Origin of the sequence: Occallatibacter riparius (assembly GCF_025264625.1) — a bacterium.
Lineage (GTDB): Bacteria > Acidobacteriota > Terriglobia > Terriglobales > Acidobacteriaceae > Telmatobacter > Telmatobacter riparius.
This window is the reverse complement of sequence record NZ_CP093313.1, coordinates 3,793,529-3,818,031: the sequence shown is the minus strand read 5'-3', so window position 1 is coordinate 3,818,031 and position 24,503 is coordinate 3,793,529. Positions and strand designations below refer to the sequence as shown.

Sequence of the window (24,503 nt, the reverse complement as noted above, 5' to 3'; positions counted from 1 at the left end):
TAGCCTAGACTGTGAAGAGGTTTTCGCGCACGTGGGAAGATCGGCTGCCGATGGCTGAAAAGCAAATTTTTTACGACCCGGACCGCAAGCGGTGGAAGCGACTTCGCCGCGTTCTTGATGCGATTGCAGTTGTTACGACGCTTGTGGTGGCCGGATTTGTCTTCAACAGCCTACGCGGGCAGCCGTTGCCGGAGCTACTACTTCCAAGTCACAAGCATAACTACAAAGCGCTGGATTACCGCTCGTATCATGGCGGACGTGACCGGACGCCGCTGCTGAAGGGCGCGCGGCCACAGCCAACGCGGCGCAAGACGAACCTGAAGCCCTCGGAAGTGGCGCTGAACACGGGTGAAGGGCTAAGGGCGGCGTTCTATGTGCCGGACGATGCGACCAGCTACTCGTCGTTCAAGGAGCATGTGCACCAGATCGACCTGCTGTTTCCGAAGTGGCTGCATGTGAATGCGCCTGATCCGGAACTGATGGCGATGAGCGGCGAGAACACGCTGCAGGAGTTCAAGGTCATCGACGGGAGCACGGTACACGATCCTGACGACCTGAACAAGATCAAGCACGTGATCCAGGAGACGAAGGTTGACACGGAGATTTTTCCTCTGGTCAACAACTTCAATCCACACTCGCAGAAGTGGGATCCGGCAATTGGGGACATGCTGGCCGACGATGCCAAGCGGGCGGCGCTCGAGAACCAGATCATGCGGTTCTTCACGGCGCTGCCGGCCTATCGCGGGCTGTCTTTGGATTTCGAGAGCCTAAACGACAACCGCATGCCGGCGTATGTGCAGTTCATTCAGGAGATCTACGCGCAGTTGCGGGCGCGGAAGCTTCAGCTCTATGTGAACCTGGGCACCGGCGCCGACGACCCGACGCTGCAGCAGGTAGCGGCCAATTCAGACGGCATCATCCTGATGAACTATGACCAGCACGAGGTGGAGAGCGAGCCGGGGCCGATCGCCGCACAGAACTGGTTCACCGCTAACTTGCAGCGCGCGCTCAAGGTAGTTCCGCGCGAGAAGATCATCTGCGCAATCGGCAATTACGGGTACGACTGGACGATGTCGATGCCGCAAGCGCCGAAGGACAGGCGCGGAAGGCCGAAGGGGAAAGCGCCGAAGCCGCAGGTTGTAGATACGGAGGACCTGTCGGTTTCGGACGTGTGGCAGCGGGCATCGGATGCGGACGCAGATCTGAACATCGACTACGACACGCTGAACCCGCACTTTGAGTACATCGATGAAGACAGCCAGGAACGGCACGTGGTGTGGTTCCTGGATGCGGTGACAGTGCTGAACCAGATGCGGGCGGCGCGGCAGCTCGGCATTCAGACGTTTGCACTGTGGCGGCTGGGATCGGAAGACTCGTCGCTGTGGAACGTGTGGGACAAGCCGAGCAGTGCACAGGCTCTGCAGGCGCTGGGCTCAGTGCAGCCGGGGCATGACGTGGACACGGAGGGCGACGGCGACATTATTAAGGTGACCGGTTTGCCGAAGGTGGGCAAACGCACGGTGGAGGTGGATACCGACGAGCCCGATCCGCGCAAGAAGCTGATTGTGGACGAACACATGGACGTGTATCCCAATACGTACACGATCCGGCAGTACGGGTATCACCCCAACAAGGTAGCGATCAGTTTTGACGATGGCCCCGACGCGAAGTGGACGCCGAGGATTCTCGACATCCTGAAGCAGAGGGGCGTGCACGCCACATTCATGATGATTGGCGAGGAGGCGCAGCAGCACATCAACGTGATGGAGCGCGTGGCGCGTGAAGGGCACGAGATTGGCAATCACACGTACTCGCATCCGGACATCAGCGAAATTTCGCAGCGGCAGCTCGACTTTGAAATTAGCCTGACGAATCGCTTGTTTGCGAGCAAGCTGGGCGTGCAGCCGTTGTATTTCAGGCCGCCGTACGACATTGATGAAGAGCCGGATACGGACGACCAGGCCGCGCCGGTGGTGCGCATTCAGCAGAATGGGCTGACGGTAGTCGGCAACAAGATCGACACCGATGATTGGGACGAGCGGATTAAGAAGACGCCGCAGGAGATTGCGCAGTCGGTGCTGGATCAGTTGAACCGGATGAAGACGAAGCCGCAGTTCCGCGGATCGGTCATCCTGATGCACGACGGCGGCGGCGACCGCTCAGTCACGGTGGCGGCGCTGCCGGTGCTGATCGATACGCTGCGTGCGCACGGCTACGAGTTCGTGCAGGTATCGGAGCTGATGGGCAAGTCCACCGCGGACGTGATGCCGAAGCTCGGCTTCTGGCAGCAGGTGCGCGCATGGCCCGATGCTGTGGCGTTCTCAGTGCTGGCGATCATTTTCAACTTCATCGTGTACGTGTTCTTCCTGGGCGACATCCTGATGAGCGCGCGGCTGGTGCTGGTGGGCATTTTCGCCATCATCGACCGGCTGCGGCGGCCGCATCGCGAGGCGTCACCGGGGTTCCATCCGCGCGTGGCGGTGCTGGTACCTTCTTACAACGAAGAGAAGGTCATCGTGCGCACGATCCGGTCTGTGCTGAATTCGGACTACGACAACATTCGCGTGATCGTGATCGACGACGGGTCAAAAGATCGCACTGCGGAAGTTGCGCGCGAGGCGTACGAGGCGGAGATCAAGGCCGGGCATGTGACTGTGCTAGAGAAAGCAAACGGCGGCAAGGCCGCGGCGCTGAACTATGCGCTGGATCATGTGGATGAAGGCATCTACGTGGGCATTGATGCCGATACGGTGATTGCCACGGATGCGATTTCGAAGCTGATTCCGCACTTTGAAGATGCGGAGATTGGCGCAGTGGCGGGCAATGCGAAGGTGGGCAATCGCGTGAACCTTTGGACGCGGTGGCAGGCGTTGGAGTACATCACGAGCCAGAATTTTGAACGGCGCGCGCTGAACCTGTTCAACGTGGTGACCGTGGTTCCGGGTGCGATTGGGGCATGGCGCACCGAGGCGGTGAAGGAAGCCGGCTGCTATCCAGTGAATACCGTGGCTGAGGACGCCGATCTGACAATGAGCCTGCTGGAGCATGGGCTGAAGGTGACGTACGAAGATCGTGCACTGGCGTTTACCGAAGCTCCGATTAACGCGAACGGGCTGATGCGGCAGCGGTTCCGCTGGTCGTTCGGAACGCTGCAGGCAGTGTGGAAGCATCGCGCGGCGTTTCTGCGCAACAAGGCGATGGGGCTGTTTGCGCTGCCGAATATTCTGATTTTCCAGATGCTGCTGCCGCTGGTGTCACCATTCATCGATTTGATGTTTGTGTTTGGGATCCTGCACTACTTCTGGGATCGCCACTTCCATCCGGAGTCGGTATCGGCGGCGAATTTCCAGAAGCTGCTGGTGTATTTCCTGACGTTCCTGGTGATCGACTTCTTTACGTCGGCGGTGGCATTCAGTCTGGAGCGGCGACATCCGGCGAACAAGGGAGATGGCTGGCTGTTGTTCCATATCTGGCTGCAGCGGTTCAGCTACAGACAATTGTTCTCGCTTGTCTTGTTCAAGACGATTAAGCGGGCGATTGATGGGAAGCCGTTCAACTGGGACAAGCTGGAGCGTACGGCGAAAATGAGCAAGCAGACCGAGGCGCTCACGGAGACGCAGTGAGCGAGACTGTGTGGCTGGTGACCGCTGAGGTCGCGATGGACGGCGCGTTCGGATTCATCAACGTCACGCTTTGGGCGTCTTCGTCGGAAAACGCAGTCGAACGAGTCGAATCGTACCTGCACACATATGATTGGCAACTCCTCTCTATTTCACGGGTGATCGAGCCAGATCCGGAACGCGATCAGGGGGATGAGTTGAACCAGATGCTGGAAGAGACTCTTGCTAACCGCCAGTTCATTCGTCTTGGCACATACCATACTTATCCGCGGAACTGACGGAACAGTGAACGAAATTGGAATCATGGAATGACGGGTGCGCACATTCTCTTCGCAGGGCGGACGACGGTCGATGCGCTGTATTGGCTCGATGCGATGCCGCGGGAAGACACGAAGGTGTTTGCGCGGGCGTTTCGTGTAGCGCCGGGCGGGCCGGCTTGCAATGCGGCGATTACGCATGCGCTGCTGGGTGGACGCGCAACGCTGATGAGCGCGGTGGGTGCGGGGCCGTGGGCAGAGATGGCGCGCGCGGAGCTGGATCTGCGTGGGATCGAACTGGTGGATCTGGCGGCGGATGGGTACGAGACTCCTCTGACAACTGTGCTGGTGAATGCGGCTGCGGCGACGCGGACGATTGTGAATCCGCCTGTATCGCCGGTGCAGGTGCTGCCGCTTGATGGCGGATGGGATCCAGCGTGGGGTGATGCGCCGGCGGTGGCTCTGACGGATGGATTCCATTTAAGCGAGACTCTGCCGCTGCTGCGGTCGCTGAGGGATGGTGGAACGGCGTTGTGCCTGGATGGCGGGAGTTGGAAGCCGGGGACGGACGTGCTGGCTCCGATGCTGACGGCGGCGATTTGCAGTGAGCGGTTTGCGATGCCGGGCGTGGCTGCGGATGCGGAGAAGACGCTTGCGTGGTTCGCCGCGCAGGGTGTGCCGTTTGTGGCGGTGACGCGTGGGGCGAGGCCAATTGTTGGTTTAGATCGCGGACAGCGGTTTGAGATTGCGATTGAGGCGGTTGAGGCCGTGGATACGCTGGGCGCCGGGGATGTGCTGCACGGGGCGTTCTGTTTCTATTTTGCGGAGAGCGGTGATTTTGAGGGTTCGCTGCGGAGAGCGGCGGAAGTGGCTACGCGGTCGTGCCGGGGGTTGGGAATTGGGTGCTGGGTATGAAAAGGAGATCCCCTGCGGGGATGAGAGAAAGAAGAGCAAAAGCTCGGCTGTGGGAGCTTTGTGCTTTCCCAGGTCCCAAAACCGGGGATCTCCACCCCAGCGACAAAGACCGATCGCTGGGGACCCCGGGACCTGGGGCACCCTAGATTCTTTTCGGGCTAGCGGTGGTGGCCGCCGCCGCTGGAATGACCGCCGCCTCCAAACGAGTGGCCTCCACCGCCGCCGAAGGAGTGTCCCCCTCCCCCACCGAAGGAATGGCCGCCGCCTCCGAAGGAGTGACCTCCGCCGCCTCCGAAGGAGTGACCTCCGCCGCCTCCGAAGGAGTGACCGCCACCACCACCAAACGAATGGCTTCCACCACCGAAGGAGGGTCCGCCACCGAAAGAGTGGGAGCCTCCACCGAAGCTGTGGCCGCCACCGCCGAAGCTGGGCGCGCTGCGTCCGCCGCCACCGAAGAACGAGTGGTTGCTGGGCTGCTGGGGACGGGCGTAGGACTGGCCGAATCCGCTGGATCCGCCGCCGAACGGGCGGGGAGCGGAGTAGCTCTGCTGGGGGCCGCGGTAGGTTTGAAGCGGGGCGGGGCGACCCATGTATCCCTGGTTCGGACGGGGGTAGCCACCGAAGCCATTGCCGGGGCGGGGAGACGGGGCGACCGGCTGAGGGCGGGAGTAGGGTTCGTTACGGCCGCCGAAACCAGGAGAGCCACCGCGGAAGGGCTGGGGGCCGCCGGCAAGGGGCTGGCGTCCGGAGAAGGGCTGACCGCCGTATGGCTGGGTGCGGCCCCGGAACTGCTCGGGACGGCCGTTGGCGGGGGGTAGGTGGCTGAAGGCCTGCTGACCAGGAGACTGCGGGCGCGTGAAGCCGCCCTGCATGTGTCCGTAACCCTGCATGGGGCGGGCCGGCTGCATGCGGTGTAGTTCCTGCTGAGAGCCGCCGAAGAAGGAGTGACCGCCGCTACGGGGCCCGGGGGCGCCGTGGATGTTCATGGGCTCGTGGTTGTAGTTGCCGAAGCGGGCGTAGTCGCGGCCACCGTAGCCACCGTGGTTCCAACCGCTGCGTCCGCCGTCCCAGCGGCGGCCGCCGTGGGCGAAGCCCCAGTCGCGAACCTCATGGCTGTGGCTCCAATAATAACCGTGGTTGTAGAGGCAGCCGCCTCTGGCCCAATCAAGGCCCCAGTATCCGAAGCCGAAACCGAAGTTGAAGAACGGAGCCACTGCGAAGCGCAGGCCCCAACCGATTCCGCCGCCGATGTAAAGGCCCCAGTCACCGAATTCGAAGCTGGGGTAGGGGGCGATGGGAGCGCCGTAAACGTACCACGGGTTGTAGCTGGGGACGTAGACGTATTCGGGGTTGGTGGGCTCGATCTGAATGTAGTTGGGCTGCTGGATCACCTGCTGCTGCGCGGTGCTCTGGAGGTTGCCGTCCTGCTGGGCGCGCTGGCGAAGGAGCTGGATGGTCTCGAGGACATCCTGCGGCTGGTTGTAATAGGCGTTGCCGAGGGCGGCGGTCCACTGCAGGTTGCCGTCGAGCATGGCGAGGACCTGGGGGAAAGCGGTGAGGGCCTTCACGCTCGGGTCCCAGCCGGTCTGCGCGTTGGCGCCCTGGGCGATCTGCTCGGGCTGGGCACCGTTCATGGAGCGAACAAACTGGTCGGCCGCGGTGATCTGTGCGGGATAGGTGGAGGCGGTGAGGATCTGGGCGACGAGCTGGTCAGGGTAGAGCGCGATGGGGGCTACGAGCTGTTCAAGCTGCTCAGCGCCGAGGGGTTGCTGAGTGGGCTGTACGGCTCCAGAGCCGTAGTCGTCCTGGGGGTAATCAGGTTCGCCCTGGTATGCGTAGTCCTGGGGCTGCTGATAGTTTTGCTGAGGCTGGCCGGCGTAGGCCTGCTGGTCTTGATACTGCTGCTGGTCATATTGCTGCTGGCTGGACTGGCCACCGTAGTAGCGGGGGAGGGGCTGGACCTGGGGGGTCGGTTCGTCGTCGGACTGTGCGGGCGGCAGCTCCTGAGGCTGTTCGGGCGGATTCTCCTGGGCCACTTCACTCGATGGGGCGGGCTCGGATTGAGTGTCGTCGTAGACCTGGGGGCGGTTCTTGGGGGCGCGAAGATGGCGAGGCTTGGAGGCGCCGTGATCGTAGGCCTGGGGCGAGTCCTTGTACCAGTTCGGGGCTTGATTCGGGCTGGAGGGGGGTGGGGCCGCCGTGGCGGAACCGTCGGACGGGAGGGGGGTACCGGCGTGCGGCTTGTTGGCGAAGTTGGGGTCGAGGTAACCCTGGGGTGAGCCGGACTGAACGTCGGTGAGCTGGGCGGGGCCGGAGACCTGCGGATCAGCCTGGGGCGGGTTGTCGGGATTCTGAGCTGCGGCGAAGGCGGGTATTCCAGCCGCCAGAGCCAGGGTCAAAAATAATCTAGTGGTCATTACCGCCTCACATTCGGGCGCGCGCCATCGCGTACAAGGCCGTTGCCAGGAAACCCCCGTACTCTGCTCACGTCTTCCCGGGGGTGGTTCTTTCCGGAGGCAGGCGGTCGCAGGGTTGAAGGCGTAGACCCGGGCGGGAGGGAATAGTTGCGCGACTGGAATGGAAAGAATGGAGTGCTATTAGACCAGCAAGTCTGCGTCGCCTAAACCACGCACCATCGGGCCCCCTTTCGATAGCCTTCAAAGATCGACGGGGTTCCGCGTATTGGCGGAACCCCGTTGTTCCTGGCGAAATGGTTTGTGGCAGGTCAGGCGACGGCGCCGGTGGCGGCCTGTTCTTCGGCATCCATCTTGGTGCTCATTTCCGCTGCTGCTGCGGCGAGGGCGCGGTGATGGATGGTGAACAGGGCGAGTTCGAGGCGGTCGGAAACGCCGGTCTTATCGTAAATGGAGCGGAGATAGTTCTTGATGACCTGCTCGGTGGTTTTGAGACGAAGGGCGATGTCACGGTTCTTGCAGCCCTGTACGATGAGGGCGACGATGCGCATTTCCTTGGGGGTGAGGCGGTCTCGGACGCGGGTGCCGACGACGTCTTCGTCCACGGGACTCACGGCAGCCAGTTGCGGTGGAATCCAGGTATCGCCGTTGGAGACGCGGCGGACGCAGTCGACGAGAGCCTGGCCGGTGACATTCCGAAAGATCACACCGCGGAAGCCCTGCTGCACGTAGACCTGGGCCGCTTCACTGTTCTCGGCGATGACGATGCCCCTGCTGCCGGCCTTCTCAAGACGCCGACGCAATTGGAGCAGGTCGGGTCTCAGAGAGGCCGCAAAGAGAATGATGGATCCGGGAAATGTATCGATGGCGTGGAACAGCCGTTCCAGGTCCGCGCATTGAGCAATGATGCGCAAATCGTCGTCGGCTGCCAGAACCTTTGCCGTCCCTGCCCGGAAAATGGCCTGGGAATCAGCGAGAATGATCTTCTTCATAGTGTGCGCCTCAACCGCCGCGACAACGCGCGCGTCTATACTGAGCCGATCATGCCGGCCCGACAGACCCGTGCCGTACTGTGCCGCTTTGGAAATTCAGCTTCCCCCTGCACCATATCGGCAGTCCCCCAATTCCCTTCTCTGCCGAAATTGAAATACGCGTATCGGCCCCGTGCTCACTCAGCCCGGTACCAATTTGGTGCTTGTTCCGCTAACTGTCTGTATTTCGTTTACGAGCTTACAGTCTGTCACGGCCGTCACAAAAGAAAAAATCCCACGAATGGGGTGGATGTGGGAGCTTGGCGAGGGCCGAGGCTCAGGGGTGAGGGTCAGGCACTAGGGTGGGGCATCAGGGGTCGTGGTGTTCGCTCGAGATGGCTTGCGGGGGCCCGTACACTGGAGATATGGCGAGACCAATCATTCTGGCCGTGGATGATGACGTGAATGTGCTTGAGGCGGTGGTGCAGGATCTGCGCCGGCGCTATGGGGCCGATTACCGCGTGATGCGCGCTGCCGGAGGCCAGGCCGCGCTGGACACGTTGTCGCAGGTAAAGGAACGTAACGAAAACGTGGCGCTGCTGATCAGCGATCAGCGCATGCCGGGGCTGACGGGCGTGCAGGTGCTGGAACGGTCACGAGAGGTTTATCCCGAGGCGCGGCGGGTGTTGCTGACGGCGTATGCCGATACCGAGGCGGCGATCCAGGCGATCAATAGCGCGCGCATTCACTACTACCTCAACAAGCCGTGGGATCCACCTGAGGAGCGTCTGTACCCGGTAGTCAGCGATCTGTTGGAGAGCTGGAGGCTGGGCTACCGGCCGCGGTTTGAAGGGCTTACGGTGCTGGGCCATCGGTGGTCGGCGCGGGACCACGAGATCCGCAGCTTCCTGAGTTGCAATCATGTGCCCTACCGCTGGCTGGACGTGGACGGGGAAGAGGGCTCGAAGCTGCTTCAGGAGCGGAAGCTCGAGTCGGCTGAGTTCCCGGTTGTGCTGTTTCCGGACGGAGCATCGCTTGCAGCGCCCTCGCCCGAGGAGCTGGCCCAGCGCGTGGGACTGAAGATCCAGGCCAGCAAGGATTTTTACGACCTTGTGGTGGTGGGAGGCGGACCTGCGGGACTGGCGGCGGCGGTGTACGGTGCGAGCGAGGGCTTGCGTACGCTGGTAGTTGAGCCGGAGGCGCCGGGCGGGCAGGCCGGAACAACTTCACTGATCAAGAACTACCTGGGCTTCCACCAGGGGATAACGGGTGCCGAACTGGGCCAGCGCGCGTTGTTGCAGGCGCAGGCTTTTGACGTGGAGTTCGTCACGCAACGGGCGGCCGGGCTGCGCATCGATGGGCAGTACAACTTTATCTGCATGAGCGATGGCCGCGAAGTTTCCTCGCATGCGGTGGTTCTGGCTCCGGGTGTTCAGTACCGCAAGCTGGACGTTCCGGGCGCGGAACGGCTGACTGGCCGGGGTATCTACTACGGGGCGGCGCTGGTGGAGGCTCCCAGTTGCAAGGATGAGGACGTCTATGTGGTGGGAGGCGCGAATTCGGCAGGGCAGGCCGCGCTGCATTTCTCCAAATATGCCCGAACAGTGACCATGTTGGTGCGCGGACCGGGTCTGGCGGCAACCATGTCGAAATATTTGATCGATGAGATCGGTCGCACATCGAATATTGTGTTGAGGCCGCAAACGCAGGTCATCCGAGCCATTGGCGAGGAGCATCTGGAGGGGTTGCGGCTGCGCGGACCAAATGGCGAAGAGGAGGTCAAGGCTGAATCGCTCTTCGTGTTCATCGGGGCTGCGCCGCGTACGGATTGGCTTCCACCGGCAATTCTGCGCGATGAGAAGGGTTTTATTCTCGCGGGGCCCGATTTGCGCAACGACGGCAAGTTGCCGCCGGAGTGGCAGGAGACTCGCGAGCCGTTTCTTCTGGAAACGAGCGTTCCCGGAGTATTTGTAGCCGGGGATGTGCGCCACGGATCGGTGAAACGCGTGGCATCGGCGGTGGGGGAAGGCTCGATCGCCGTGCAGTTTATTCACCAGTACCTCGCCGGATTCTAAGAGCGGGGACGGGGGGCAAGGGGACTCAGTGGCTCAGGAAAGCGACAAACCGGGCATGAACTGGCCGGTGGACGGCAAGCCGGTGCAAACGGAAGACGTGCAATTTGCGGCAGTGGAAGCAGCGCTGAAGGCCCTGCCGCGTTTTGCTGAATCAGACCTTTCAGTGCTGAACGGCCCAGAGCCGCTGATGCGGGTGACTGCCCCGGCGGAAAGCATCATCTGCAAGCCGGGCGAGTCTCCCCTGTGGTACTCGGTGGTGCTGGAAGGCAAGCTGCGCGCCGATCGCCAGGAGCAGGATGGATCGCTGACAGCGGTGGGATTTGCCAAGGCTGGCGAGGGATTTGGCGAGACTCCGCTGCTGTATGGCAAGGAGTCGTCGACGTTCTTTATTCGCGCTGTTGAGGACTCGGTGCTGGTGCGGCTTTCAGAGCAGCAGTTCTGGGACGTGATGTCCTGTTGCCCGGCAGTGCGCAAGATGATTGTGCACGACATGTCCGAGCGTGTTTCCGCTTACCAGGTAGAGGCGTTGCATCGCGAGAAACTGGTGACGCTGGGCACGCTGGCGGCGGGATTGATGCACGAACTGCACAATCCTGGTTCGGCTGCGAAGCGATCTGCCGCGCAGTTGCGCGAGAACCTGCGCATCCTGCAGGAACTTGGGGTTCGCATTGGTGCGAAGCCCAAGACGGCCGAGCAGCTTAGCTGCATCCAGGAGTTGCTGCGGCACACAATGCAGAGCTGCCGCCTCACGGCACTCAGCAGCGTCGATCAGGCCGATGCGGAAGAAGAGTTATCTCAGTGGCTCGAGTCTGCCGGCGTCGAGAATGCGTGGACGATCGGACCGGCCCTGGTAGAGATGGGTTTTCAAACTTCGGAACTGCAGTGCGCGCAGGTCTTCTTCGAGCGCGGCCCGTTTTCCGATGTGCTCAACTGGCTAGGCGCGATGGTGTCGAGCATGAAGCAGGTGTGCACGATCGAGGAGAGTCTGGGGCGGGTGTCGGACCTGGTGTCGGCTGTGAAGAAGTTTGCGTACGACGAGAAGTCACCGGCACGCGATCTGGACGTGCACGATAGCCTGCAGAGCACGCTGACGATTCTGGGGCATAAGCTGCGCATCAAGCAGATCAAGGTGGAGAAGCGATTTGATGCGTCGCCGTCAGTGATTGAGACGCGCGGCTCGGCGCTGTCGCAGGTGTGGACTAACCTGATCGACAATGCGGCAGACGCGTCGCCAGCCAACGGCAAGATCGAGATTGCGACGTGGACGGAGCCGGAGTGGCTGGTGATCAGCATCGGCGACCAGGGCGCGGGGATTCCTGAAGCGGTTCTGCCGCATATTTGGGAAGCGTTCTTCACGACGAAGCCACAGGGGTCGGGAACGGGGCTTGGGCTGGACATTGTGCATCGCATCGTGACGCAGAAATTCGATGGGCAGATCGCGGTAGAGTCGAAGCCCGGCGACACGCGGTTTATTGTTCGTCTGCCGCGGCGCGGCGGGAATTACGCACAGCGCGCTTTGAAAACAACAGCGCACGCCTGATCTGAATGAAGTTGCTGCCTCCGCTGCCGATGAAAGGGTGGGGAGGCAGCGATGGCCGACCGAGCAGAACTGGTGGAAGCTGCCCTTGAGGTGTATCCCGAGGGGCTGGCGCTGCTGGACGAGGCGGATCGCGTGGTGTTCTGGAACCACGCAGCAGAGATCATCACCGGACATCCTAACGCGGGGATAATCGGACGCGAGCTTCCGCAGGGGCTCGAACCGCTGACAGCGTGCGGCTTGTTCGAGCGCAGCGAACTACTCATGGCGCCGGCGAGCAGTCCGCTGCTGGCGCGCGGGACACTGGTGCACGCGCAGCACAAGCAGGGGCATGACATCCCGGCGATCACTCGCAGGCTGGTGCTGCGCGATCCGCTGGGCGGGCGGATCGGCACGGCGATGGTGTTTCATCCCTCAGAACATGCCAATGCCCTTCCCCATGGCGATACCAGCGAGGGCTCGGAGGTAAGGGCGAGCCAGGCTGAGCTTCGCGATCACCTTGAAACGGAGTATGAGCGGTTTGTGCATGAGGCGGTTCCGCTGGGCCTGCTGTGGATCACGGTGGATCAGGCGGAGTCCATGCGCAAAACGCATGGGGCGCGGGCGTGCGAGGCGATGCTGGAGAACGTGGAGCGCACGCTGGCCAATCATCTGCGCGCAGGCGAAGAGGTAGGGCGCTGGGGAGACGGCGAGTTCCTGGTGCTTTCACACGAGGCGAGTGGCGAGGTGCTGGCGAATCATGCGCAGCTGCTGGCAGGACTTGCGCGCACGGCGGATTTTCGCTGGTGGGGCGACCGGCTGACGCTCACGGTGAGCGTGGGAGCGTCTAAGGCGGAGCCGGGTGAGGCGCTTGCGGAAGTTTTGAATCGGGCGCGGGAAGGGATGGAGACGAGCGCACATGCGGGTGGCAATCGGGTCACGTGGGCGCCGGGGAGGTTTGCATGTTCGCGATCATAGGGATTCTGGTTGTCTTCGGCGCGGTGATCGGCGGGTTCCTGATGGAGAAGGGGAACCTGGGGGTGCTGGTACAGCCGGCGGAGTTGTTGATCATTGCCGGAGCGGCGACGGGGACGCTGCTGGTGGCCAATCCATTGCATATTCTGAAGGGCATTGTGGCGGGAATTCTTGGAGTGATCAAGGGCAAGGGGATTGCCAAGGGGCGTTACCTGAACACGCTGAAGATGATGTACCAGTTCCTGAACAAGGTGCGCAAAGAGGGATTGCTCAGCGTGGAGGAAGACGTTGAGAAGCCGGACAAGAGCGCGATTTTCAAGAACTATCCGGAGTTTCTGGCGGATCATCATGCGCGCAATTTTGTGTGCGACACGCTGCGCATGGCTATCACCGGGGGCGTGGAGCCGTTCGACATGGACCAGATGATGGAGCTCGACATGGAGGTTCATCATCATGACGCCACGCAACCGGTGAGTGCGCTTTCGACGACCGCCGACGCGCTGCCGGGATTAGGGATTGTGGCGGCGGTGCTGGGTGTGGTGATCACGATGGGCGCTCTGGGCGGGCCTCCGGAGGAGATTGGGCACAAGGTAGCGGCGGCGCTGGTGGGCACGTTTCTGGGCATCCTGCTTTGCTATGGTGTGTTGGGGCCGGTGGCCTCGAACATGACCAAGGCAGCCGATGAGCATAACAGCTATCTGCATGTGCTGCGGGTTTTGCTGCTGTCGTTCCTGAAGGGGTCGGCGCCGATGATCGCGATTGAGATGGCGCGGAGGGCAATTCCGGCGCATGTGCGGCCCACGTTCGATGAGATGGAGAAGCACTGCAAGGGCCAGAGCGCGGCGGCTGCCGGCGCTCCGGCGGCGGCCTGACGGGAAGCGGAGGGGAGAAGCGCATGTCGAGTACGAAGGCGCAGCCCATCATTGTTATCAAGAAGAAGGGCGGCCACGGGGGCCATCACGGCGGCGCGTGGAAGGTGGCGTATGCCGATTTTGTGACCGCCATGATGGCGCTGTTCATCGTGCTGTGGCTGATGAACTCGAGCGACAGGATCAAGAAGGCGGTGGCGGGTTATTTCAACGATCCAAAAGGAACGGCGAACCTGCTGGGCACAACGATGAATGGCAACGGCGTATCGGTGGTTGCGAACGAAGACAAACTGCGGCTGTTGAAGGACAAGCTTGAGGAAGAGATCAAGGCCAAGAAGGAGCTGGAAAAGCTTTCGAAGCAGATCGAAATCACGATTACCGCAGAGGGGCTGCGGATCGAGCTGATTGAGGGCAAGAATGGCACGTTCTATCAGAGCGGCAGTGCGGGGCTGAGCGGCAGCGGGCAGGAGTTGCTGAACCTGCTTGCGGGCGAGTTGAAGAAGTTGCCGAATGCGCTGCTGATCGAAGGCCACACCGACGCGGCACCCTACTCGAGCGACACTTCATATAGCAACTGGGAGTTGTCAGCGGATCGCGCCAACTCGGCGCGACGACTGCTGCAGCAGGCGGGCGTACGCGCGGACCAGGTGACGCAGGTGCGCGGTTATGCGGACCAGATGCTGCGGGTGAAGTCGAATCCGTTTGATCCGTCGAATCGAAGGATTTCGATTCTGGTGAAGAACGAGGGGGGTACGGCGGCTTCCCTTCCCGCGGTGGCAGGGACGTCGCGGGAGGCGGTAAAGGCGCCCGAGGCAGTGCCGGCCAAATCGCCTGCGCCGAAAGAGAAAGCCGGAGGAGCTTGAGCTCCTCCGGCTTGGATTGCAGATGGGTTGAAGGTTAGAAGTCGTAGCGAAGGCCGAACTGCATGCGGCGGGGAACGGTGAGCACGCTGGTGGCAACGCCTAGCTGGCCGCCGGTCAGGCCGGTGTTGATGAAAGCGGGATCCCAACGCACGGAGTTGGTGACGTTGTAGACTTCCCACGCGAAGCGGATGGCTCCAAAGTCGCCCGTCTTCCAGGTTTTCGCGATTCCCGAGTCGATATTGAAGTAACCATCGCCACGGAACACATTGCGCTCGCCGGCTTCACCCGCGTACGGCAGGCGCATGTTTCCGCCGCCGCAACCGCCGCAGTAGACCTGGCTGTTGATGGCATCCGGGTTGTCGAAGTACTGGATGTTGCCATCGGCGTCCCGGTGCTTGTGAGTCTTGATGGGACCGCTCCGAACGCCGAAGCTCTCGATTTCCCAGTTGGTGCTCCAGCCGGGCTCGAAGAAGGAAAACGGCAGGCCGCTGCTCCAGCGAGCGAGGCCCGACCACTGCCAGCCACCGATGATGGCGTCGAGGAATGCGTTGGCGTTGCCGGCCACGGCCTTGCCACGTCCGAAGGGAAGCAGATAGAGACCGTTGACCGTCACAAGCTGGCGGGTGTCGAAATCAGAATTGCCACGGTTGAGTTCAGGCTTCCAGGTATTGAGGATGAACGAGAACGTACCACCGTTGCGAAGGGTCGCGCGCTCGTTGTCCGAGCCCATGTCGATGGAGTGGGACAGGGTATAGGCGACGTCCATCTGCAGGCCGTGGCTCATGGGGTGCCGCAGAGTGATTTGTCCAGCGTTGTAGTAGCTGGCGCCTACGCTGCCGAGCACGTAGAGGGTGGCGAACTGATCCTGCCACATGCGCGGCTGCCAACCATCGGGGCACCCGTACGAGCAGTAGAAGTCGATGTCGGAGGTTGAGGTAGTGGCGCCGTAGCTATAGCGATACGGGGCCCACTCGTTGTTGTAGATGGCATCCGTGGCGCTTTCTCCGGGCTCGTCCGTTCCCTTCATGAAGGGCCACACATCTTCAAACCACTGGATGGTAGGTACGTGGACTGGTGCTTTTGTTTCGCCGGTGTTGTTGTACCAGGCCACACCGCCGTAGTCGCCGCCATGAAGGTCCGCTTGCTTGGAAAGCGCTGCTCCAGCGGTGAAGTAGTCGCCTCCGCCGGAAGGATCGTGGTAATTGACGGGCTCAGCGATATCGATGCTCTGCAAGAGCCGGCGTCCGAGGCGGCCGACATAGGAGCCTTCGATGATGAACCCGGCGGGCAACTCGCGTTGCACGGACAGGTCCATTGACTCCGAGTACGGGGTCTTGATGCGGCTGTCGAGGCCGGTCTGAATACTGAAGGAGTTGTTTGGATAGAGGTAAGGGAAGATCGTGGTCGCGTCCGGGGTCGGGTGGGCGATGTTGGGCAGCGTGTGGCGATCCATGAAGCGCGGGGCACCGGGATGGCTGCAGTCCGCTTGATTGGCGCAATCGCCTTCGATTTTGAAGACTCCGGCCGATGGGTTGGTGAGGGACGAGCTAAGGCCGAAGGAGCCGTGGGCGTCGAGGTCATTGACCAGGGCTTCACCGAAGTGGTCGTAGTACATGCCGAAGCCCGCGCGGATAGAAGTCTTGGTGTCGGGGCTGTAGGCGATGGCGAGCCGAGGAGCGAAGTCTTTCTTGTTGGCCGGATAGTAAGGCGCCTTGTTGTAGAACTTGCCGGTGGGAGCAAAGAGGAGATCCTGCTCATAGATCTGGCCCTGCTCGGCGGCTAGCTCACGCTGCCGAGCCCATGCATGGGTGTCGATCGTGGGCGCGATCTGCTGGCCCTTGGTTTCCCAAGGCGTCTCTAGATAGGAATAACGGACGCCGTAGGTGACGGTCAGATTGGGCCGAATACGCCATGCATCCTGGATGTAGCCTTCGAGTTCGTTGGAGGAGAAGTGGCGCTGGATGGCAGTGCCATCGGCAAGGAGCGAGCCCTGTGTGACGCTGGTGATCCTGTAGTTCACAACATCATTGCGGGCCGGAACCGTACCGACCATATTGGCGAAGGCGATGTTATATGAGTTGAGGAAGCCTCCGTCAACACCTCCTGCACCCGGCGCATTGCCCGACAGCCAGTAGGGGTTGGTAGTCGCGCTCGAGTAGGAGTTCTCGTCGGTGGAGTGGTTCTGGTGTATGAGACGCCAGTTGGCTCCGAACCCGAGGGTGTGGCTGCCCTTGGTCCAGCTCAGGTCGTCGACGAGGTTGTTGACCGGGACGCTGTAGACGGTGGTGCGACTCTGCGAGGTCGGTGTGTCAAGGAATCGGAAGCTGACATAGTCGCCCTTGCCGACGCCGGAGGCACTGCCGCCCTGGCGGATGTAGCCGTAACGAAGGTCGTTGATGAGATGGGTATTGATGGTCCAGACATCTCCGCCAATGATGCCTTTGTTGTTGGAGGTGAAGGTGGTGGAGGGGCCCTGGCCGGGGAACTGCTCGACGTCGCCTGAGGTGTCTTTCTGAAGCTGTCCCCGGACAAACAGGCGGTGCTTGTCGGAGGGGGCGAAGTCCATGCGTGCGAGGTAGGTGTTCTGGTCTACAGGCTGAGGAGAGGCGAACGTGAAGGAGCCTTCGTTCAGTCCGTCGCCCGATGCTGTTCCGTTGGCGGCCGGGAAGGAGTTGAAGAGAGCGAGCGCGTTGGGATTGGGACCAGCTCCAAAGGGATATTCGGCGGTGTTACAGACCTTGCAGCCTGAATCAAGAGCCGTGATATCACCCATCGACAGAGATTTGGTTGTGTTCGGGGTGTCGAAGTAGGTGATCGTGCCGGCCTGATAGGAGGCTGTTGGCACAGTGCGTGTCGTCGGTGACGATTCACGACGCCGATAAGCTTCCCAGTTACCGAAGAAGAAGATCTTGTCCTTCTTCAGCGGCAGGCCAAGATCAGCGCCATAGATGTTACGGATTAGTTTGCCGGGCACGTTGGACTGGCCGGAATTGAGCTGGCCCTGCTTCACCAGCGGGTCGTTTGCCACGCCGAGGCCGTTGCGGTTGTACTCGTAAACGGCGCCGTGAATCTTGTTGGTGCCGGACTTTGTGACCATGGAGACCTGGGCTCCGGAGGAGCGGCCAGTGTCAGCATTGGAATTGCCTGTGACGACGCGGAACTCCTCGATGGAGTCCTGTGTCTGGCGCAGTACCCCGGTGAAGGCATAGCCGTTCACCTGGTCGTTGTCGTCAATGCCATCGATGGTGACGTTGCCCTGGTCAGAGCGCCCGCCGTTAACGGCACCGCTGCGGGGATCATTGGCCCCAATATTCGCAGCAGGCAGGAAAAGCACGCCGGGCTGGAGCGAAAGCAGGTCTGGTACGTTGCGCTCTTCTGAGGGCAGCGCCTGAATGGTCGCGTTGTCAGTGGAGTTGCCCAGCGAGGCGTCGGTGACATTGAGGGTCTGGGCGGTTGCTGAGACGTCGACTGTAACCGTTGCGGCCTGCACGCCGAGAGCAAAGTCGATGTTGGCGGGCTGGTTGACCAGCAGTTCTGCAGTCTTGGACTGATCACCGAATCCGGCCGCAGTGACGGTGATGGTGTATTTAGCCGGCGGGATCTGCAGGAACTGGTAAACACCGGAAGCGTCCGCCTTCGCGGTGAACGACTGGCCGTTGGCGCCATTGGTGATGGTCACCGTAGCGCCGGGCACCAGAGCACCGGAGGGGTCCTTGATGACGCCGCGCAATGAGGTTGTTGCCGTCTGGGAGAAGACAAGGGAAGCAGTGGAGAGGATGCAAAGAAGCACCCAACCCCATAGGGATCTTTTCACGTCGGTTCCTCCAAATTAACTGCAGCCTTGATGCCCGCCACAGCAATGAAATTGGTCGCATGCGATGAAGAGAAGGGGCCTCCGCATCGCCTTGATCTACTTGTAGTTCGTGGTTACCGACCTTGCTCCGACTTCTGGGGGGCCCACTAATTCCAATATTAAAGGAGAAAGAATTGCGGTTTTGGGCCTGAACCTCAGAGCGGGTCAAGACAAGATTAGTCAATATCTTGACCGATGTTTGACTGCAATTCAACAACAATGTGCCTCAGACCTGTCAAGTGTTGTGAAGCGGACAGGAGGACCACTGGCGCGATCGGAATCGGGGGGCAGGACGGATAAACATGGTGCAATTCCGTGCTGACTAGCCGTCCCAAAGCCCAAGGGGACCAACGCCAGACGGTCATCCCCAGGGTGCACAACGCGCTGACTTTAGATAGTTTTAGCACCCGGGCGATAAGGATTCCATGAAGAGGGACTGGACACCGGGCGGCGACGGGTTCAGGGAGCAAAAAAGAGACGGCCGGCACACGAGGCGCCGGCCACTTGATGATCCGAGCTCGCTCGCCTTAGAAAAACAGCTTGGCGGAGAGCTGGAGTTGGCGTGGTCCGTAGAGCAGGTTGTTGGTGCTGGTGGGAGCACCGAACACCGAAGCGGGGTTGCTGGCTACGAACGGCGTGATGCAACCGGCGAACTGGGAATCCGTCGGTGCCGCCGAGGTGGCCGGGCACCCGTTCGCTCCGGGGTAGCTCAGGGTGGAGTAGGTGGTTGCGACGCCCGAAACGAGGGTGTGATTGAGGACGTTGAAGGCTTCCCCGATGAACTGCAGGTAGATCTGCTCGTGGATGGGGATGTCGCGAGTGACGCGGAAATCGATGTTGTGGATTCCGGGTCCGGGCTGGCTGTTGCGCTGGATCTGCGGCGGACGGCCAGTGGTAGGCGCGCCCGAGCTGGAGCTCATGGCTCCACCGAAGATGTTGCCGTCGGCTGCGGACGGGGTGCTGCTTTTGAGGACCGCAGACGGAGCGCTCATGCTGGCGACGATGGGGAAGCCGGTGGCTTCCGTCGCGGTGCCGGAGAAGGTGAAGCCGTTGACGCCGTGCCGTACCCAGGGGTTGTCGCTGGTGATGGTGGGCTTCCAGAGGAGGGTGCCGACGAAGCGGTTGCGGACGTCGAGGTCGGAGCGACCATACTCGGCCTTGAGGTTGTTGGGGTCGAGGACGGGGTTGCCGCCGTAGAAGGTGCCGAAGGCGCCCTGCACCTGATCGTCGTCGGTGGACTTAGACCAGGTGTGGTTCAGAAGGACCTCGAAGCCGTGGTTGAAGGGACGGCGGACCGTGACGGCCATGGAGTGATACCAGGCGTTAGCCACACTGAAACCGGCGTTGATGGAGGTCAGCGTCGGATCGATGCGGTCAGTGGCGAGGTAGTAAGGCACGGTCATCTGGGTGGTTTTGCCGAAACGGTCAGTCACGTTGTAGCTGCGGATTCCGTGCGGGGCTTGTCCGACGAGGTTGCCATCGAGGAAGACGGGGAGGCGCAGAGCGCGCGAGCCGACATAACCGATGTTCAGAGTGAACTTGCCGGGCATAGCCTGTTCGACGCCAAGCGCGAACTCGTGCGTGATGGGCGGTACGAAATCAGGCGAGAGGCCGTGGAAGCTGGCCGACCCTTTGCCGCTGATGGGAGTAACGGTGGGGGCTGTGCCTCCATCGGGATGCAGGGCACCGGAGAGCGCCGGACCCGGCGGAAGGAATGGAACATCGGGGAACTGCAGCGTGGCCGGCGTAGCAGGGACGCCCTTGGAAGGCAGGCACTGGTTGCAGCCCGAGAAGTTGTAGTTGATCTGATACATGCCGTTTTCGACACGCATGGCGTAGTAGGTGCTGCCCTGGTTGAGGCCGGTGAAGATGCCGTATCCGCCGCGGACGACGGTGCCCTTGTAGGGGTTCCAGGAGAAGCCAAAGCGCGGTTGCACGCGGGTGGCCACGTTCTTGATGGTCTTGTTGTAGTGCTCGGCGAGAGCGGAGGTTGTGTTGGGAACTTCAGGGTCCGGGGTGAGTTGCAGGTCGTAGCGAATGCCGAGGTTGACCGTCAGGTTCTGACGCAGCTTCCAGGTGTCTTCAGCGAAACCGTCATACATCTTCATCCAGAAGTCGTCAGCGCCGGCCTTTTTGGCAGGATTGATCTGGTCGATGGTCTGGACGAATGAGTTGTAGTGGGAACCGGCGTAGGGGTCGATGTCGCCTGCCTGACCGGCGAATGCGTCGGCAGCCCAGTTCTGGAACTCTTGTGTAACGTTGCCCGAATAGCTGTAAATGCCGCCGCCCTGGAAGAGGTTGATCATGATTTCGTGGACGAGGTTGACGTCGCCGCCGAACTTGAACGTGTGACGGCCGTGCACCTTGTTGAAGACATCGGTGAACTGCAGACGATGCTCATCGGGCTCGGCGATACGAGGCAGCGCGTTGGGCATGCCGTAGGTTTCGGCGCCCATGCCGATGCTGGGTCCGGGGGCATTGGCTCCGGCGGTCTCGAGGTCGCGTCCCCACTGGAAGCGGAAATCGTTGACGGCGGTGCTGCTCAGAGTGGAGGTCCAGTGCGCGATCAAGAAGCGCTCGTGATAGCTGGTGGGTCCATTGGTGCTGGCCGAGCTGTTGGAGTACGTGGGGTTGGGCGCGTAGCCGTTGGTGCTGTCGAAGTTGGCGAAGTTGAAGTTCGCGTAGAGAAGGTTCTTGTCGTTGAGCTGGTAGTCGAGGCGCGGGAAGAAGAGGTTCTCCCGGGCGTAGCGCGAGGGAGGCTCACCGCTGCCGCCGCCGAGGTCCTGCAGGAACTTGATGGCGGAAAGGCATTGGGCACTCGTGATGGCCGGCGTGTTGGTGAGATTGCCCTGGGCATCGCGTAACAGCGGGCATTGCGTCGGCGAGATGGTCGACGTATCGGTGTAGCTACCGGTCGGAGTGGTCGTTACGTTGTTCGTCTGGTAGTAGAGAACCCGGCCGACGCGGCGGAAGCCGTCATAGGTGAAGAAGTAGAAGAGTTTGTCCTTCTTGATGGGACCGCCCACGCTGCCGCCGAACTCCTGCTGCTGGTGGATGGGCTGCGTGAGGAGGAAGGGATTGCCGTTGTTGTATAGGGCCGACCACTTGCTGATGGGATCGAGGGCGTTCAGATCGGGATAGCGCAGGTAATAGAACAGGTCGCCATGCATGTTGTTGGTGCCGTTCTTGGTGATGGCGTTTACCTGCCCACCGACTGCCTGGCCGAACTCGGCTGAGTAGGTCGACGTCTGGGCCTGGAACTCCTTGATGGCGTCGAGGCTGTAGACGAAGGGAGCACCCGAGGAGCGGCCGCGCGCCTCAGAGAAGAGCATCTGGTTGTTGTTGGCGCCATCGACGTAGTTCTGGTTGTAGAGGCCGCTGATGCCGTGGAAGCTGACTAGGCCGCTGCCGCCGTCAGGCACAACGTTGGGCGTGAGCAGAACGAAATCGCTCCAGTTGCGGCCGTTTACGGGCAGATTCTGGATGATGTGCTGATCGACAACCTGCGAGACTTCAGTCTTCTCGGTATCGAGCAGAGGTGTCTCGCTGGTGACCTCGACGGTGGTGCTTGCGGACTCGACCGAGAGCGAGAGGTTGATGGTCAGGGTCTGGCCGACGAGGAGCGTGAGATTGGTAGCATTGACCTTGCCAAAACCGGCAGCGCTTGCCTGGACGGTGTAGTGGCCGGGCTGCAGGAACGGGGCGACGTAGATTCCCTGATCGTTGGTGGTGAACGTGCGCGTCGCGCCGGTGTCAGAATTCAACACGGTTACGGATGCGCCTGAAACAACTGACTGGCTCGCATCCATCACGGTGCCGGAGATGGTTCCGGCACCCGCTGTCTGCGCGTAGCCGGAGATGGTTGCTATGGAAAGGAAGAATGACAAGACACACAGCAGGAATGCTGCGCGAGGCAGAGATGTAGTTCGCATCTTTTCGGTCTCCAAGATGGTTCGCATCAAATGCACTGCGGCTTAACGCAGGCAGAGGAAGAACACTTGCAGGCTTGTTGTCTTATTGTGACTGGATGACAGATTGGTTTTAGTGGTAAAGCATGGCCCTGTAATTTAATTTTCTGCTTTTCGGGCCTTAACTTCAAATGTTTGCCGCATAAAGATACGGTTAAATTGGCCGGCGAACGCGGGGTCATCCATCAGTTAGGCTACTGTTATGCACAGATTCCGCATCCCCCAGCTATCGCTCGCTGTTTTTGTGTGCGCCAGTGTATGCCCGATCGCCTTTGCGCAAAAACCTCCCATTCAAATCATTGCCGACCTGACGGACGCTCCTCGCAAGATTTATCACGCCGAAGTGGATCTGCCGGTTACGCCGGGTCCCCTTACGCTGACCACGCCACGGTGGATTCCGGGAAATCATCGGCCTACTGGTCCGGTCAGCGACATTACCGGCGTTGTGTTTTCGAGCGATGGCAAACCGGTTGAGTGGCGGCGCGACGATGTTGACATGTACGAATTCCACGTGACAATCCCCAAGGGAGCGACTACGCTGCATGCGCATCTGGATTGCATTGTGACGGGGCGCGTGTCAGCCAAGATGGCGGTGCTGGAGTGGGAGAAGCTTCTGCTCTATCCTGCGCACATTCCGGTGCGTGATATTCCGGTTCAGCCATCGCTGAAGGTGCCGGACGGGTGGGGTGTGGGAACGGCGCTGCAGCCGGAAGGAGCTTCGGCGTGGCCGATGCCGGCGACGGGAAGCACGACGAAATTCGCGGTGACGAATGTGGAGCAACTTGAAGACTCGCCTGTCATTGCGGGGCAGTACTTCCACGAGTTCGCGCTGGCGCCGACGATTTCGCCGAAGCACTACATCGATGTGGTTTCAGATCAGCCGGAGGACTCGAACCTGCGGCCGAGCACACTGGCAGAGATCAACAACCTGGTGCGTGAGGCCGATGCCGAGTATGCATCGCATCACTACAACGTCTACCACTTCCTGTTGACGCTGTCGGACATGGCAGGCGGAGAAGGCCTGGAACATGGGCAATCGTCAGACAACGGCGTGGGCGAGAAGGGTTTTGCGGACGATGCGCATCAACTGGCCGAGGCCGATCTGCTGTCGCACGAATTTACGCACTCGTGGAATGGAAAATATCGCCGGCCAGTGGGACTGTATCAGCCGGACTTTGCGACGCCGCAGCAGGGCGCCCTGTTATGGGTCTATGAGGGCATGACTCAGTATCTGGGCAACGTGCTGGCGGCGCGATCGGGGCTGAAGTCGCAGGCGCAGTATCGCGATTTGCTGGCGATGAGCGCAGCGAATCTCGATACCAAGCCGGGCCGCGAGTGGCGTTCGACGGAAGATACCGCGATTGCCGCCAGCGTGTTGCGCGGAGGGAATCCGGCGTGGTCAAACTGGCGGCGCGGGCAGGACTACTACCAGGAAGGCGAGTTACTTTGGCTGGATGCGGATACGCTGATCCGCAAGATGACGGACAACAAGAAGTCGCTGGACGATTTCGAAAAGATCTTTCTGGCGAAGGGCGGCAATACTGGGCCGCTGATTGTGACGTATACGTTCGACGAGCTGGTCGCGGATCTGAACCAGGTGGTGAAGTATGACTGGGCGACGTTCCTGCACGATCGCGTGGACAGGATCAATCCGCGTGCAGATCTTGCGGGTATTGAGCGTGGCGGTTACAAGCTGGTGTACAAGGACAAGCCCAGCGCCTCGGAAAAGACGATATCGTCGCTTGGCGGCAGACGCGGCGGCGGCGTGGATTGCTGGTATTCGCTTGGGCTACGGATCGGCGCAGATGGAAGCATCGCCGATGTGCGCTGGAATGGGCCTGCGGACAAGGCGCGCCTAGCGCCGGGACAGAAAATCATGGCCATCAACGGACAGGTGTTCTCTGCAGAGATGCTGCGCGATGCGATCAAGGGTGCGAAGGGCACGAGTGAGCCGATCAAGTTGATTGTGCAGTCGGACACGTACGTGACGAATGCCGAGATCGACTATCACGACGGCGAGCGCTTCCCTGTCCTGGAGCGCGTGGATGGAACGTCCGCGTATTTGGATGACATCACGAAGCCGCTGACAACGCCGGAAAAGGCGCCCGAGACCAAGAAGGAAGAATCGGGCCTGTAGCTTCAGGATTGATTCGGGATGCCCGCGTCTGGTTGATGATGGCGCGGGCATTTTTGCATTCGGAGCGGCC

13 protein-coding genes are annotated in these 24,503 nt (G+C 61.1%); 9 read left to right on the top strand and 4 right to left on the bottom strand.

The window, feature by feature from the left end; all coding sequences use genetic code 11:
• The first annotated feature begins 11 nt into the window (after nucleotides 1-11).
• The 3 genes from MOP44_RS15455 to MOP44_RS15445 are packed head-to-tail and all read left to right on the top strand — an operon-like array spanning nucleotide 12 to nucleotide 4,792.
• Nucleotides 12-3,623, top strand: coding sequence for a glycosyltransferase (locus MOP44_RS15455; RefSeq protein ID WP_313901011.1), 3,612 nt, complete (start codon nucleotides 12-14; stop codon nucleotides 3,621-3,623).
• Nucleotides 3,620-3,898, top strand: a complete 279-nt coding sequence (locus MOP44_RS15450; protein WP_260790953.1) for a hypothetical protein — start codon at nucleotides 3,620-3,622, stop codon at nucleotides 3,896-3,898. The genes MOP44_RS15455 and MOP44_RS15450 overlap by 4 nt, the downstream gene beginning before the upstream one ends.
• A gap of 30 nt (nucleotides 3,899-3,928) precedes the next feature.
• Nucleotides 3,929-4,792, top strand: coding sequence for a PfkB family carbohydrate kinase (locus MOP44_RS15445; RefSeq protein ID WP_260790952.1), 864 nt, complete (start codon nucleotides 3,929-3,931; stop codon nucleotides 4,790-4,792).
• Between the two features lie 158 nt (nucleotides 4,793-4,950).
• Here the strand turns inward: MOP44_RS15445 and MOP44_RS15440 are convergent, their stop codons facing one another.
• Nucleotides 4,951-7,209, bottom strand: a complete 2,259-nt coding sequence (locus MOP44_RS15440) for a DUF3300 domain-containing protein (protein WP_260790951.1) — start codon at nucleotides 7,207-7,209, stop codon at nucleotides 4,951-4,953.
• 308 nt (nucleotides 7,210-7,517) lie between these two features.
• Nucleotides 7,518-8,198, bottom strand: a complete 681-nt coding sequence (locus tag MOP44_RS15435; protein ID WP_260790950.1) for a response regulator transcription factor — start codon at nucleotides 8,196-8,198, stop codon at nucleotides 7,518-7,520.
• A gap of 404 nt (nucleotides 8,199-8,602) precedes the next feature.
• On the opposite strand from MOP44_RS15435, the gene MOP44_RS15430 reads away from it, so the two are divergent.
• The 5 genes from MOP44_RS15430 to MOP44_RS15410 are packed head-to-tail and all read left to right on the top strand — an operon-like array spanning nucleotide 8,603 to nucleotide 14,475.
• The gene (locus MOP44_RS15430; protein WP_260790949.1) at nucleotides 8,603-10,252 is read left to right on the top strand and encodes an FAD-dependent oxidoreductase; all 1,650 of its coding nucleotides are present in this window, start codon (nucleotides 8,603-8,605) and stop codon (nucleotides 10,250-10,252) included.
• Nucleotides 10,253-10,280: 28 nt separating this feature from the next.
• Complete coding sequence (locus MOP44_RS15425; RefSeq protein WP_260790948.1) at nucleotides 10,281-11,792, top strand: ATP-binding protein; 1,512 nt, start codon at nucleotides 10,281-10,283, stop codon at nucleotides 11,790-11,792.
• Nucleotides 11,793-11,843: 51 nt separating this feature from the next.
• On the top strand, nucleotides 11,844-12,746 hold the full coding sequence (locus tag MOP44_RS15420; protein WP_260790947.1) for a sensor domain-containing diguanylate cyclase: 903 nt from the start codon (nucleotides 11,844-11,846) through the stop codon (nucleotides 12,744-12,746).
• On the top strand, nucleotides 12,731-13,615 hold the full coding sequence (gene motA, locus MOP44_RS15415; protein ID WP_260790946.1) for a flagellar motor stator protein MotA: 885 nt from the start codon (nucleotides 12,731-12,733) through the stop codon (nucleotides 13,613-13,615). The genes MOP44_RS15420 and motA overlap by 16 nt, the downstream gene beginning before the upstream one ends.
• Nucleotides 13,616-13,638: 23 nt before the next feature.
• Nucleotides 13,639-14,475 (top strand): flagellar motor protein MotB, encoded by an 837-nt coding sequence (locus tag MOP44_RS15410; protein ID WP_260790945.1) that lies wholly within the window; start codon nucleotides 13,639-13,641, stop codon nucleotides 14,473-14,475.
• Between the two features lie 34 nt (nucleotides 14,476-14,509).
• Here the strand turns inward: MOP44_RS15410 and MOP44_RS15405 are convergent, their stop codons facing one another.
• Both MOP44_RS15405 and MOP44_RS15400 read right to left on the bottom strand, forming a co-directional pair.
• Nucleotides 14,510-18,289: a TonB-dependent receptor gene (locus tag MOP44_RS15405; protein ID WP_260790944.1), complete on the bottom strand. Its 3,780-nt coding sequence runs from the start codon at nucleotides 18,287-18,289 to the stop codon at nucleotides 14,510-14,512.
• A 566-nt stretch (nucleotides 18,290-18,855) separates the two neighbouring features.
• Nucleotides 18,856-22,260, bottom strand: coding sequence for a TonB-dependent receptor (locus tag MOP44_RS15400; RefSeq protein WP_260790943.1), 3,405 nt, complete (start codon nucleotides 22,258-22,260; stop codon nucleotides 18,856-18,858).
• Nucleotides 22,261-22,498: 238 nt separating this feature from the next.
• Between MOP44_RS15400 and MOP44_RS15395 the strand changes: the two genes are divergently transcribed.
• Nucleotides 22,499-24,433: a M61 family metallopeptidase gene (locus MOP44_RS15395; RefSeq protein WP_260790942.1), complete on the top strand. Its 1,935-nt coding sequence runs from the start codon at nucleotides 22,499-22,501 to the stop codon at nucleotides 24,431-24,433.
• Nucleotides 24,434-24,503 lie beyond the last annotated feature (70 nt).